Origin of the sequence: Rufibacter sp. XAAS-G3-1, from assembly GCF_013623775.1 — a bacterium.
In the GTDB taxonomy this organism is placed as follows: domain Bacteria; phylum Bacteroidota; class Bacteroidia; order Cytophagales; family Hymenobacteraceae; genus Nibribacter.
The window spans coordinates 311,356-325,324 of record NZ_JABFAM010000008.1 but is presented as its reverse complement, the minus strand read 5'-3'; the positions used below and the strand labels follow the sequence as shown (position 1 = coordinate 325,324).

The 13,969-nt window shown below is 54.6% G+C and carries 12 protein-coding genes; 11 read left to right on the top strand and 1 reads right to left on the bottom strand.

Annotated elements, in window-relative coordinates; all coding sequences use genetic code 11:
- The first annotated feature begins 6 nt into the window (after positions 1-6).
- The 7 genes from HHO50_RS11510 (at position 7) to HHO50_RS11480 (ending at position 8,549) form a co-directional block, all read left to right on the top strand.
- Positions 7-1,011: a zinc-binding dehydrogenase gene (locus HHO50_RS11510; RefSeq protein ID WP_219921520.1), complete on the top strand. Its 1,005-nt coding sequence runs from the start codon at positions 7-9 to the stop codon at positions 1,009-1,011.
- 142 nt (positions 1,012-1,153) lie between these two features.
- Complete coding sequence (locus tag HHO50_RS11505; protein ID WP_181306188.1) at positions 1,154-2,191, top strand: Gfo/Idh/MocA family protein; 1,038 nt, start codon at positions 1,154-1,156, stop codon at positions 2,189-2,191.
- The gene (locus HHO50_RS11500; RefSeq protein ID WP_255478706.1) at positions 2,181-3,305 is read left to right on the top strand and encodes a glycosyltransferase; all 1,125 of its coding nucleotides are present in this window, start codon (positions 2,181-2,183) and stop codon (positions 3,303-3,305) included. Before HHO50_RS11505 ends, HHO50_RS11500 begins: the two co-directional genes overlap by 11 nt.
- A gap of 223 nt (positions 3,306-3,528) precedes the next feature.
- Positions 3,529-4,668, top strand: a complete 1,140-nt coding sequence (locus tag HHO50_RS11495; protein WP_181306187.1) for a glycosyltransferase — start codon at positions 3,529-3,531, stop codon at positions 4,666-4,668.
- Complete coding sequence (locus HHO50_RS11490) at positions 4,658-5,788, top strand: glycosyltransferase (RefSeq protein ID WP_181306186.1); 1,131 nt, start codon at positions 4,658-4,660, stop codon at positions 5,786-5,788. The genes HHO50_RS11495 and HHO50_RS11490 overlap by 11 nt, the downstream gene beginning before the upstream one ends.
- A 372-nt stretch (positions 5,789-6,160) precedes the next feature.
- Complete coding sequence (locus HHO50_RS11485) at positions 6,161-7,288, top strand: glycosyltransferase (protein WP_181306185.1); 1,128 nt, start codon at positions 6,161-6,163, stop codon at positions 7,286-7,288.
- A 388-nt stretch (positions 7,289-7,676) separates the two neighbouring features.
- Positions 7,677-8,549 (top strand): DUF1080 domain-containing protein, encoded by an 873-nt coding sequence (locus HHO50_RS11480; protein WP_181306184.1) that lies wholly within the window; start codon positions 7,677-7,679, stop codon positions 8,547-8,549.
- 306 nt (positions 8,550-8,855) lie between these two features.
- On the opposite strand, the gene HHO50_RS11475 is transcribed toward HHO50_RS11480, so the two are convergent.
- Positions 8,856-9,647 (bottom strand): polysaccharide deacetylase family protein, encoded by a 792-nt coding sequence (locus HHO50_RS11475; RefSeq protein ID WP_181306183.1) that lies wholly within the window; start codon positions 9,645-9,647, stop codon positions 8,856-8,858.
- 255 nt (positions 9,648-9,902) lie between these two features.
- Between HHO50_RS11475 and HHO50_RS11470 the strand changes: the two genes are divergently transcribed.
- The 4 genes from HHO50_RS11470 (at position 9,903) to HHO50_RS11455 (ending at position 13,786) form a co-directional block, all read left to right on the top strand.
- On the top strand, positions 9,903-10,718 hold the full coding sequence (locus tag HHO50_RS11470; RefSeq protein WP_181306182.1) for a TIGR04290 family methyltransferase: 816 nt from the start codon (positions 9,903-9,905) through the stop codon (positions 10,716-10,718).
- Positions 10,719-10,807: 89 nt separating this feature from the next.
- Entirely contained in the window at positions 10,808-11,365 is a 558-nt protein-coding gene (locus tag HHO50_RS11465; RefSeq protein ID WP_181306181.1) for an NUDIX hydrolase, read from the top strand.
- Between the two features lie 150 nt (positions 11,366-11,515).
- Positions 11,516-12,121 carry a Pycsar system effector family protein gene (locus HHO50_RS11460; RefSeq protein ID WP_181306180.1) on the top strand — a complete coding sequence of 202 codons (606 nt, stop codon included), beginning with the start codon at positions 11,516-11,518 and terminating at the stop codon, positions 12,119-12,121.
- Between the two features lie 195 nt (positions 12,122-12,316).
- Positions 12,317-13,786, top strand: a complete 1,470-nt coding sequence (locus tag HHO50_RS11455; protein ID WP_181306179.1) for a hypothetical protein — start codon at positions 12,317-12,319, stop codon at positions 13,784-13,786.
- Positions 13,787-13,969 lie beyond the last annotated feature (183 nt).

Sequence of the window (13,969 nt, the reverse complement as noted above, 5' to 3'; positions counted from 1 at the left end):
CAGTACATGCAAACCGACCTACTCCAAGAAATCCTTCCCACCGCCTCTGCCTCCACCATGGCGGCGGTGGTGATTACCGCTCCCAAGCAAGTTGAAATTCAGGAGCTGGCTCTGCCAGAACCAACTGCCACGCAAGTCCGCATCAAGCTGGAAGGCTGCGGGCTGTGCGCGTCCAACATTCCCGTGTGGGAAGGCCGTGAGTGGTTCTCCTACCCTACTGCGGCCGGTAATCCCGGCCACGAAGGCTGGGGCATTGTTGACGCTGTAGGCGAAGACGTGAAAGACCTGCACGTAGGTGACCGCGTAGCCGCCCTTTCCTACAATTCCTACGCCGCCTATGACGTAGCCGAAGCCACTTCGGTGGTGAAGTTACCGGAGTCTCTGGCGGGCAAACCTTTCCCCGGCGAGCCGTTGGGCTGCGCCATAAACATCTTCAAACGCTCTGATATTAAAGCCGGACAGACCGTCGCCATCTTGGGCATCGGGTTTCTGGGAGCTTTACTCGTACAATTAGCCAAAGAGGCGGGCGCCAGGGTTATTGCCATCTCCCAGCGTCCGTTCTCTCTGGACATCGCCCAGCAATGCGGCGCCGATGAAATCATCCCGATGGATGACCACTACAAAATCATTGAGCGCGTGAAAGACCTCACCGGCGACGTTTTCTGCGACCGCGTGATTGAGTGCACCGGCAAAGAATGGCCTCTGAACCTGGCCGGCGAGTTATGCAAAGAGCGTGGCAGATTGATCATTGCCGGTTTCCACCAGGACGGCATGCGCCAGGTGAACATCCAGCTCTGGAACTGGCGCGGTCTGGACGTCATCAACGCCCACGAACGCGATCCGCAGATGTACTTAGACGGCATCAAAGAAGCGGTAGAAGCTGTGGAAAGCGGCCGCCTCAAACCCGAGATGCTCTACACCCACACCTTCCCGCTGGAAAACATGGACGAAGCGTTTGCCGCCTTGACCGACCGCCCGGACGGATTCATGAAGGCGATTGTCACCATGTAGAACAGGCATGATGAGGTGTACGGACAGGTCGCGACCTGTCCGTACACCTTATAAATCCGTTTCCCGCCTCTTTTTACAGAAACAGGCGGGAAACCTTTTGCTTCTACTAAGAAGCTCAACACCTAACAGACCCTTTACTTTAATGACTGAAGATACTTTACCAGAACCTACCCAGGAAGCTACTGCTTCTACTTCAAACACACTTAAACTCGGTTTCTTAGGCATCGGCTGGATTGGCCGGAACCGCATGGAAGCCATCGCCAACGCAGGCGTAGCGGAGGTGACCGCCGTGGTAGACCCGGCCCCTCAGAACGTGGAGGAAGCGCAGAAAACTGCCCCTGCGGCCAAAGTGGGTGAAAGCATTGAAGATTTACTGACCGAAGAAATAGACGGCGTCGTCATCGCCACCCCCAGCGCGTTCCACGCCGACCAATCTATCCAAGCTTTAGAAAGTGGCAAAGCCGTTTTCTGCCAGAAGCCCTTGGGCCGATTTGCCGAGGAAACCAGACGCGTAGTGGAAGCCGCCCGCAAAGCCGATACCCTCTTGGGCGTAGACCTCTCCTACCGCAGCACCGTGGCCATGCGCAAAGTCTACGACCTGGTAAAATCCGGCGAAATGGGCGACATCTACGGCGTGGAGCTGGTGTTCCACAATGCTTATGGCCCCGACAAACCGTGGTTCTATGACCCGAAACTCTCTGGCGGCGGCTGCGTGATTGACTTGGGCGTGCACCTGGTAGATTTGGCCCTCTGGACGCTAGACTTTCCCGAAGTGGAAAGCGTGAACAGCAGCCTGTTCTCCAAAGGCAAGCGCCTGACCTCTTCTGTAGATACTGTAGAAGACTACGCTACTGCCAGCATTCAGTTAGCCACTGGCCCGCACGTGCAGTTGACTTGCTCCTGGAACTTGCCCGCCGGGCAGGAAGCCATTATCAGCGCTACTTTTTACGGAACCAACGGCGGCGCGGCCTTTAAAAACGTAAACGGCTCTTTCTATGATTTCGTGGCCGAACGGTTCTGGGGCACCCAAACCGAAACCTTGGTTTCCCCGCCGGATGCCTGGGGCGGACGGGCCGGGGTAGAGTGGGCGCAGCGCGTGGCCAACGGCGAGAAATTCAACGAAGAAGCCGAACAGTTTGTGAAAGTAGCAGAAGTACTGGACAAAATCTATGGTAGATAAACCGCATCGGCGCGTCCTCATGACCACCGACAGCGTGGGCGGGGTCTGGACGTACAGTCTGGAGCTCATCCGTGCCTTGGCCCCGCATAACGTGCACTTTTATCTGGCTACCATGGGCGCGGCCGTTACCCTGCAACAACGGCAGGAACTGGCGGCCCTCACCAACGTAACCGTGTACGAAAGTGAGTACCAGTTGGAGTGGATGGACAACCCCTGGGCTGAAGTTGACCAGGCCGGACAATGGTTGCTGGAACTGAACGACCAACTCAACCCAGACCTTATTCACCTGAACAACTTCTGCCACGGCCAGTTGCCCTGGAACAAGCCGGTGCTCATGGTCATCCATTCCTGCGTGCAAACTTGGTGGCGCGCGCTCAAAAGCGAGAATGCCCCCGCCAACTGGAACACGTATTTTGAACGCGTGCGCGACGGGCTGCACGCCGCCGATTTGGTGATAGCCCCTACCCAGGCCATGCTGGAAGAAGCTACCTCCGTTTACGGGCCGTTTTCCCAAAAGAAGGTCATAAACAACGGAAGAGACCCACTTGCCTTCCACTTCGGGCAGAAGGAACCCTTCATCTTCAGCATGGGCCGCGTGTGGGACGAAGCCAAGAACATCGCCCTGCTTACCCAAGTCGCCGACCAGGTTTCCTGGCCCATTTACATTGCCGGAGATGCCGTGCATCCGTCCACCGGTGACAACAAGCTGTTCAAAAACGTGCATTTCCTGGGCAAGCTCTCGCAGCGCGAAGTAGCCGATTGGCTTTCCCGCGCCTCGCTGTACGTGCTGCCCGCCATGTACGAGCCGTTCGGCCTATCCATTTTGGAAGCCGCTTTCTCGGGTTGCGCGTTGGTGTTAGGCAAGATTAACAGCTTGAAGGAAATCTGGGGCACCTCGGCTGAGTACGTAGACACCCATAACGCAGAAGAACTGGCCGCCATTCTCCAGAAACTGATTAAAGACGAATTCCTGCTTAACATCATGGCCTGCCGAGCAGTGAAAAAAGCACAAGACTATACCACTGACCTTATGGCCCAGGAGTACCTGCAAGCCTATGCGTCTTTACCAAAAAGCGAAACGGCTATTACGCCAGACCCGGTAGAAACGTTGTGAATCTTCGTCCCCCTCTGAAGGGGGTAGGGGGATGACAAAGCAGGTGGAAGAACCGAAGCAATAAAAAATAAAACAAAGGATATTGATTCTCGGGAATGCAATTATCTGCACGAGACATCATCCCCCTACCCCCTTCAAAGGGGGACGGAATGCGTGAAAATTATAACAAGAATACTAGGCCTAATCGCTAACATCTAGTGACTAGCCTCAAACATACAGAACTATGAAACTGGTTTTATTCTACCACTCCCTGCTCTCCGACTGGAACCACGGCAATGCCCATTTCCTGCGCGGCATTGTACAGGAACTCAAGAGCCGCGGCCATGACGTGCAGGTCTACGAACCCAAAGACGGCTGGAGCCTCAGCAACCTGATTTCGCAGTACGGCGAAGAGAAGATAGAGGAACTCCACCAATACTACCCGGGCCTGGACACCAATTTTTACCAACTGGACACGCTCAATTTAGACGAGGTGCTGGCCGGTGCTGATTTGGTGTTAATGCACGAATGGAACGACCATGACCTGGTGCGTTTGGTAGGCGAACATAGAAGCAAAAACAACTACCGCCTGCTCTTCCATGATACGCACCACCGCGCTGTGACCGAGCGCGAGAGCATGGCCGCCTATGACTTAAGCCACTATGACGGCGTGCTGGCCTTCGGGAATGTCATCAAAGAACTGTACCTGAACGAGGGCTGGACGAAGAAAGCCTGGACATGGCACGAAGCCGCCGATACCCGCATTTTCTACCCGCGCACTTCCACCGAGAAAGAAGGTGATTTGGTCTGGATTGGCAATTGGGGCGACGAGGAACGTACCGCCGAGCTGCACGAATTTCTGTTGAACCCGGTAAAAGAACTCGGCCTGAAAGCCAAGGTGTACGGCGTGCGCTACCCAGACCACGCCATCAAATCTCTGGCCGAGGCTGGGATTGAGTACGGTGAGTGGCTGCCCAACTACAAAGCCCCCGAGGTATTTGCCAAGTACAAAGTGACCGTGCACGTACCGCGCCGTCCGTACGTGGAGGCTTTGCCGGGTATTCCTACCATCCGGCCGTTTGAGGCGCTGGCCTGCGGTATTCCCTTGATTACCGCGCCCTGGGAAGATGCGGAAGGTCTGTTCACACCGGGCGAAGATTTCCTGGTGGCCAGAAACGGTGCCGAAATGAAAAAACACCTGCAAAGCGTGTTGCAAGATACCCGGCGCACCCAGGACATGGTCGCCGACGGGTTGCGCACCATCAACCGTCGGCACTCCTGCTCCCACCGCGTGAACGAGCTGGAGGAAATCTGCGAAGAACTGGGCATCGCGCCCGAAAAAATCCATCCATCCTCAAAATCTCCTGTGACCCATGCAGAATAAAAAGCTCAACATCGCCTTCTTCGGTTCTAGTCTGGTTTCCGCGTACTGGAACGGCGCCGCCACGTATTACCGCGGCATCGTGCGGGCGCTGCATGACCGCGGCCACCAGGTCACCTTCTATGAACCCGATGCCTACCAACGCCAGGAAAACCGTGACATTCCAGACCCCGAGTACGCCAAAGTAGTGGTGTATCCGGCCACCGAGGAAGCCGTGTACAAAGCTCTGGAAGATGCGGCCTCAGCCGATGTAGTAGTAAAAGCCAGCGGCGTAGGTGTGTTTGACGAGTTGCTGGAAGCCGAGGTGCTGAAACTGCAAAGCCAGAACTGCCTCGTGATTTTCTGGGACGTAGACGCACCCGCCACCCTAGACCGCGTAGAGAACGGCCCCGCCGACCCATTTAGAGCCCATGTTCCGCAATACGACCTCATTCTGACCTACGGCGGCGGTGACCCGGTCATCAACGCGTACGCCAAATTAGGCGCAAAAAAATGCGTGCCCATCTACAACGCCCTGGACACCGCCACGCATTATCCCGTTGAGCCGGAAGAGCGTTTCAACTGTGACCTGGCTTTCCTGGGCAACCGCCTGCCCGACCGCGAAGCCCGCGTAGAGCAGTTCTTCCTGGACGTAGCCGCCAAACTACCCGAGCAGCAGTTCCTCATTGGCGGCAGCGGCTGGGGCGACAAACCCATGAGCGCGAACGTGAACTACATCGGTCACGTGTACACCAAAGAGCACAACGCCTTCAACTGCACGCCCAAAGCCGTCCTGAACATCAGCCGCGAGAGCATGGCCCGCTATGGCTTCTCCCCGGCCACCCGCGTGTTTGAAGCCGCCGGCGCCGGCGCCTGCATCATCACCGATTACTGGGAAGGCATTGACTTCTTCTTCGAGCCGGAGACCGAAATCCTGGTAGCCAAAGACGGAGCCGAAGTGGCCGAGCAACTGCAGAACCTGACCCCGGAACGTGCCAAAGCCATCGGCGAAGCCGCCTACAAAAAGGTACTGGCCCAGCACACCTACGGCCACCGCGCCGATGAACTGGAACAGCTGCTCTTAACTACGTCCCGTACCGCTTCCGCCCCAACTTCGGCTGAAGCCGGTGCGGTGATTTCATAGCACTTCCGTTTTGGGGCTGCTTTCAGAAAAGTAGGCCTGAAACGGAACTCAGCAGTGCGTGCTGACGCGCTTTTACTGGTCTGCTAAAAGCTGAAATATGTATTCTGCTGTTCGGGATTTCAATCCCGAATCATTTGTCGCGGGTTTATCAATCCGCCGGGAACCATGGGCGGGAATTGCTGGCGCGGGGATTAGGAAATCCCCCACAGTGGACTTTCGGATTAAGAAATCCGAAAGAGCAACATTGGTAACTGCGAAAGAGCAAAAGAAGGAGCGAATTACGAGCAAGTAGTTTCCGTCACCGTTTTCGGGCTGTCTTTGTGAAAACAGCCCGAAAACAAAAAGTCTTGATACCTGATATCTGATACCAGTATGAGTCAAAAATCCTTGAACATCGTCATCCTGGGCTTGTCCATTACCTCCAGCTGGGGCAACGGGCACGCCACCACGTTTAGAGGCTTGGTGCGCGAGTTGCGCAACCGGGGTCACCACATCCTGTTCCTGGAGCGCGATGTGCCGTGGTACGCCTCTAACCGTGATTTACCTAATCCGGAGTACTGCCAAACCGAGCTGTACCAAACCCTGGAAGAGTTGCAGGCCCGCTTTACCGAGCAGGTGCGCGAAGCTGATTTCGTGTTGGTAGGTTCATACGTGCCCGAGGGGGTGGCTGTGGGCGAATGGGCCATCCAGACGGCGCAGGGGGTGACTGGTTTTTATGACATTGACACGCCGGTGACCTTGGCCAAACTGGCCCGCGAAGATTACGAATACCTGCACCCGCGCCTTATTCCGCAGTACGATATGTACTTGTCGTTCACTGGCGGCCCTACGCTGGAGAAACTGGAAAAGGAATTCGGTTCGCCCATGGCCCGGCCGCTGTACTGCTCGTTTGACCCCGAGCTGTACTTCCCTGAGCCGCAGGAAGAGAAAGTGTGGGACTTAGGCTACCTGGGCACGTACTCCGATGACCGCCAGCCGCCCTTGGAGAAACTGATGCTGGACGCCGCCCGCGCGTGGCCACTGGGCTCCTTCGTGGTGGCTGGCCCGCAGTACCCCGCTTCCATTCAGTGGCCGGAGAACTGTGCCTACATCCATCACTTGCCGCCCGCCGAGCACCGCAAATTCTACAACCAGCAGCGCTTCGCCCAGAACATCACCCGCGCCGACATGATTGCCGCCGGTTACTCGCCCAGCGTGCGCCTCTTTGAAGCCGCCGCCTGTGGGACGCCCATCATCTCTGATTACTGGGACGGCCTGGAGGAACTGTTTGCATTCGGGACAGAGATTCTGGTCTCCTACTCCGCCGAAGACACGCTGGGTTTCCTGATTGACTTACCTGAAGAAGAACGCCTCGCCATTGGCGAACGCGCCCGCCAGAAAGTGTTGGCCCACCACACCGCTGCGCACCGGGCGCAGGAGTTGGAAAGCTACGTGGTGGGAGTCCTGAGTCCTGAGTCTGGAGTTCTGAGTGGGGAAGAAGAAATGAGGTTAGGCAGTTAGTTTTGCTTCAACCTACGTGAATGCCGGTTTTGGGCCTGTTTTGGAAAAAACAGGCCCAAAACGTTTTGTACTGAATTATTCACAAGGTCATACCCGAACAGAACAAGCTTACCGAAGCAACGTACTGTTACGCCCATTAACCCGATATACTACACCCGCACGGGAACGGAGAAATCTGTGGCTGGTACCTGCTGGTGGGTGAGCTGAATACGATAAAATGGCTTTCTCTCCCATAGGAAACGGAGAAATTCATTTGTTAAAACAAGAAACAAGCTATGATAAGCTTCCTTTTCTGGCAGTAAGCTTTCTCTTTTTATGCTTACTTTAGTTGGGATTTCTGAAAAACATTTCACAATCACCATCTACATCTCATCCACTCCTCTACCCTATGAAGACGGAACTTAGGCTTATTGCCTGCCTGCTCGCCTGCCTCGGTTTGTTTTCCTTTCTGCCTAAAAATGGATGGACGCCCCTGCTGGACAAAAACCTAGCGCAATGGGAAACCTATTTAAGCTACCGGCATAAACTGGGCTACAACGGCAAGCTGCCGGTAGATGCGCAAGGGAAAGAAATTGCGCCTGTAGGCTACAACCAGAAAGGCCAGACGGTGTTTACCTACATAGAGGAGAAAGGTGAACCAATGCTGAAGGTGAGCGGCGAAATTTACGGGTGCGTGTACACCAAACAAGAGTACGAGAACTACCACCTAAAGCTGAAATACAAATGGGGCCAGAACAAGTTCGAGCCTAGGAAAGACTTGTTGAAAGATTCCGGCGTACTGTACCACTCCATCGGAAAATCTGGCGTGGATTACTGGCGCGCCTGGATGCTCTCGCAGGAATTCCAGATCATGGAGGGCCACACCGGCGATTACTGGAGCATCGCCAACTCCGCCATTGACATCCGCGCGTTCATTCCCGAAGGCATGATGAATGCCGTGGCAGATGCAAAACAGCCGTTTATCGGCATGGGCACCGGCTCGGGCCGGGACGGTTTCTGCCTCCGCAGCGAAAACCACGAAAGCAAAACCGAAGACTGGACTGAGATAGAATTGATTTGCTTCCAAGGCAAAAGTCTGCACATTGTGAACGGGCACGTGGTGATGGTGCTGCACAACTCGCGCTACGTAGAGAACGGAAAAGCCGTGCCGCTCACCAAAGGCAAAATCCAGATCCAGAGCGAAGCCGCCGAGGTGTACTATAAAGACATCCTGATCAAAGAACTAGACGAACTGCCGAAACAGTATGCCGCGTATTTCTAGACGCTCTCCCAACCTCTGTGGTCTTGCCCCCTCCTGTCATCCTGAAAGGAACTTGTGAGCAAACTGCAGTAGCGCTTACTAAGAAGCCTTTCTAGTTCGCCCACAAGTTCCTTTCAGGATGACAAAGATGAAGAAGGTATAAGATGAAGAGGCAATAGCAGAAAGCGGCAAAGTAAAAGACGTCAATAAATTAAAAAAGACATCAATAGAGAGAACAATAGTAACTACAAAAATCCCCTGTGTTTTGAGGCTGTTTCATTAAAAACAGCCTCAAAACACAGGGGATTTCTACAACCAGAAACCAGATTACTTCTTTGCCGAGGCCGTCGCTTTCATGTGCTTGGCAGCTTCTATAAACGTGGTGTTCCAGATATCTTTCTCGTTCTTCTTCAGAAACTGAATCAATTGCCGGTGCGCCTCCAGCGATACATTCAAGGAATGCTCCCCGCCCACGCCGTGGAACAGGAACACAACCATGCGGTTGGTTTCCATGGCTTTCTTTACCAAGGCAATCAGTTCGTCTCCGGTCTGTCCGTTGATCATGAACGAGCCCACATTGTACAGGTCAGCCGTGTTTTTAGGCACGTAGACACCTTGTACGCCGCGGGCGGCCACTAATTCTCCTTTTAGGCCTTCCACGTAAGAAACACCGGCTACCTGGGTATCGCCGCAGGGGTAGGCGAAGGTGCGCTCTTTCTTGCCGTCCAACGCTTCCAAGGCCGCATTGGTCATCTTGATTTCATCGGTGATCCGGCGCACCGAGTAGGTGGCTAAATCATAGTCTGCGGTGACGAAGCTGCGGCCGGGTTGGCTCCCGTCACAGGGGTGGAAAAGGGTATGGTTGGCGAGTTCGTGCTTGTTGGCGGCGGCCTTTTTCCACTCGGGCAACCGTTTGGTGAACTCCTGGGAGGCAGCGGTCAGATAAAAAGTGCCTTTCAGTTTCAAGGAGTCCAGCGCCGGAATTACTTTGTCCAGGTGCACGTTGAGGGCATCGTCATAGGTGAGCACCACGGCGCATTTCTTTTTGTTCCAGTCCTGCGCGAACACCGATGCGCTCACCAGACAGAGCAGGAAAGTCAGGGTTCTTTTAAAGGTCATTTTCTATTTCTAAAGGCTTTCAAAAGGAAAAAACAAGTATGCATCAAGTTACAGGTTCTTCCCAAGATGTGAAGCATTTAAAGCCTGATTTTCTGAAAACTGCGTTAAAACGGCAAGCGGGAGGTTCCAGGAGGTTGGCGGGGGCGCTTCAATCCCATGAAACAGCCTTTTCCTGCTGATCCAGAAACATATAACTTTTACTATCCTGTTTTCCGTAGAAGCGGTAGAATTCATTCCCTAACGTACTCAACCACTATGAACCTGACACAGGAAATAGCCCAACTGGGCCCCTGGTTTCATAACCTGCACCTTCCCGATGGCACCCAAACGGCCCCCAACCATTCTTTAGGCGATTTTCCCTCGTTCAAGTGGGAACACATCAAAGATTACATTCCGCAGGATCTGACCGGTTGGCGCGTGTTGGACGTGGGCTGCAACGCCGGGTTCTACACCATGGAACTGGCCAAGCGCGGCGCGAAGGTGCTGGGCATTGACGTAGATCCGCATTACCTGCGCCAGGCGGCCTGGGTGGCCCAGCAGTTCGGGCTGGAGGACAAGGCGGAGTTCCGGCAGATGCAGGTCTATGACGTGGCGCGTTTAGAGGAAAAGTTTGATCTTATCTGGTACATGGGCGTGATGTACCACCTGCGCTACCCGCTGCTGTCGCTGGATATTCTGTCGCAGAAAACCACCCGCCTCATGGTGTTCCAGACCCTGACCATGCCGGGCGATGAGGTCGCTGAAATCCCCAATGACATTGAGTTCAACGAGCGCGAGGTGATGCTGGAAAAAGGCTACCCCAAAATGGCGTTCATTGAAAACAAACTGGCCGGTGATGTCACCAACTGGTGGGCCCCCAACCACGCGTGCATTGAGGCCATGCTGCGTTCCTGCGGTCTGAAAGTAACCGGAAAGCCCGACCACGAAATTTACCTCTGCGAGCCAGACCCCCACAACCAGAACAGCACGCACACTTGGAACAGCTCTGAACTGCTCTCGGCCACCGGACAAGCCTGGCAGGAAGCCGTGGCGGCTAAAGTGGAAGGGAAAAACCGCACCCTCACCCGCTAAGATGAAGACAGAATAGATGCTCGTTTTTAGCCCGTTTTCTAGAAATAAGGCTAAAAACGAGCATCTTTGTGCTCAAACCGTTTAAAACCATGCCTACCCCGCGCCCCTGGCGATTGCTTCGCTCCCAGATTGCCTATAAACACAAATGGTACACCCTTCGCCGCGATGAGGTGGAACTGCCCAACGGCCACGTGGTAGATGATTTCTTTGTGAGTGAGCGGCCCAGCGGCGCGTACATTTTCCCGGTGACGGAGCAGAACGAAGTGCTTTTTGTGCGCCAGTACAAACACGCCGCCGGTAAAATCTTTCTGGAATTGCCCGCCGGTTCCTTCTTCCCGCAGGAGGAGAAAGCCGAGGACGCCGCCACCCGCGAGTTACGGGAGGAAACCGGGGCCGTGCTCACGCAAGACCTTATTCCGCTGGCCCGGTTGTACGATAACCCAGCCAAAGACACCAGCCGTATTTATGCATTTCTGGCGCTGAACGTACGCGTGGAGCAGTCCCAGGCGCTGGACGTGACCGAAGACATTGAAGTAGTTCGGGTACCGGTAGACCAGGTGCTGGATAAAGTGCTGAACGGCGAGGTTTGTGTGTCTGGCTCAGTCGCGTTGTGCTTTCTGGCGCTCCGGCATCTTCAGGCGGTTTAGGCCTGAAAAACTGAAAACGCCTCAGAAACGGAATTGGGAAAGAAATTAGATTCAGACCTCAACCACAACGCTAAAACTAAGTATAGGAACTTAACGCAGAAGAACCTTCACCCGTTCCTTCTGCCCAATCCAGCGTACCAACTCCCCAATATGCTTAAAGACAGCAGCGCGATGGCTGAAGTGAAAGAGGGTCAACTTCCCGACGAAAAGAGAAAGAAAGACAAGACAGAGAAGCCCAGAAAAGGTGTGGAGACCATGTTCCGGATCACGGCCGCCAACCAGATGCGGCTCAGTGACATGGCCGATAACAAGGCGCATATTCTGCTGACCATCAACTCCATCATTGTCTCCATCCTGCTTTCGGTGCTGTTCAGGAAATTGGACACTGAACCGGAGTTGATTGTGCCGGGCATTTTGTTTTTGCTTACCTCTTTGAGCACCATGGTACAAGCCATACTAGTGACCATGCCCCGCATCAAGAAAAACAAACCCGTTCAGCCTGACCCGGCGGCCAACAAGGTCAACCTCATGTTCTTCGGGGATTTCCACAGCATGAGCCTACTGGAATACGAGCAAGGATTCACCGATATGATGTCTAATCCGAAGACGCTGTATGGCAGCTTAATCAAAGACAATTACCACCTGGGCCTGGTTCTGCAGAAAAAGTACACCAGCCTGCGGTTTGCCTATATCTTCTTTATGGTGGGCTTCGTGATATCGGTCTTTTCCTTTGTGGTGACCGAGCTGTTTTTCTAGGCCCCGAACCCTTTCGTTTTAAGCAGTCAGTCATCATCCCTGCCCGTATACTTTGCGTTGGGCACGCAAGGCGAAACCACTTTGCCAGCCAGATGAACATTGCACAGGGCACCATTACGCTTTCAAACCACCAACCCATCGGCAGATAAAATCCCTCCCGATCAGGATTCAACGATTTACAGCAAGCAAAGAAACATGCGTCAAGCTTCCCTCTTAAAACCTGCTCCTGCTTCTAAGATTCACCCCCTACCAGTTACTGCCTCTCTGCCCTGGGTACAAGTGGCACCAGATGCACCCTATTTCATCACTGAAGACGGCCAACCCTGGACGCCCATTGGTCAGAACGATGCCATCACCTGGCCCGAGTTGGAGGGCTTGTTCCGCCGGAAAGACCTACAAGCGGTAGAAGAGTACCTGGCCTACCTTGCAGAACACGGCGTTACCTGCCTGCGGCTCATGCTGGAGTACGCCCAAGTGAAGCACCGCTACTTTGAGAAACCCGCCGGTACCTTCAACCCCCGCATGGTTCAGCTCTGGGACGACCTCTTTGCCCTCTGCGCCAAGTACGGCCTACGTATTTTGCTAACGCCCTATGACACCTTCTGGATGTGGCTCAAGTGGAAATACCACCCGTACAACAAGCAACTGGGCGGCCCCTGCGCCGGGCGCGGTCAATGGCTTCTGTGCCCAGATACCATGAAGGCCATCAAAGCCCGGCTCACGTTTGTGATAGAACGTTGGGGAGGCAGCGGCGTACTCTTCGCCTGGGATCTCTGGAACGAGATGCACCCTGCCCACATGGGCAACAGCTCGGCTGGTTTCGCCGCCGCTGCCACCGAGTTGAGCCAGCACGTGCGCGACCTGGAACTGCGCCTCTACGGCCGTTCGCACCCGCAGACGGTTTCTATTTTTGGGCCCATCCTGCACACGCACCCAGACACCGCCGATACCATTTTCCGGCACCCCCTGCTTGATTTCGCCAACACCCACTTCTATGACGCCAAAACCATAGACTACCCCAAAAACACGGTAGACTCGGCCATCAAAGTAGGCGAACTGGTACGCGAAGCCCTGGAACACGCCCCCGAGAACCGCCCGTTTTTTGACAGCGAGCACGGCCCCATTCATCTGTTCAAAGACAAAAAGCACACCTTAGCTCCGGAGTTCGACGATGAGTATTTTCGGCACATCCAGTGGGCGCACCTGGCCTCGGGCGCGGCGGGCGGTGGCATGCGTTGGCCCAACCGCCATCCGCACACCCTCACGCCCGGCATGCGCGTGGCCCAGAAGAACATGGCTGGTTTCCTGAACCTCATCCACTGGCCCACCTTCCGCCGGAAAAACCTGAACCAGGAAATCAAACTCTCCCAACCAGCCTTCGCCGTTTTCGGCTGCGCCGATGACCAGCAGGCCGTGGTCTGGCTCTTACGTACCGATGCCCTCTACCAACGCAAGCGCCTCATGAACCCAGAAGCATCCCCCCTCTCGGTGGAAGTACAAATACCCGGCTTACGGGATGGGCACTTCCAAATTACTACCTGGAACACGCTGGAAGGAGTCATGCGAGAGCAGTTTCAAGTGGAAGCGCAGCATGGAATCTGTCGCTTCACCGTGCCGGAGGTACGCACGGATGTGGCGATAGCGGTGGTGAAGGTGTCTGCATGATGCGTCAGAAGTGAAAAACCTAACACGCATCTCGTCCCCCTTTGAAGGGGGTAGGGGGATGACAAGGCCGTTGAAGAAACTATCACCGAAAGTCTGGAATGTGTAAGGCTGAATCTCGGGAATGAGTAATCAGCATGAGAAATCATCCCCCTACCCCCTTCAAAGGGGGACGGATTTTGCAAA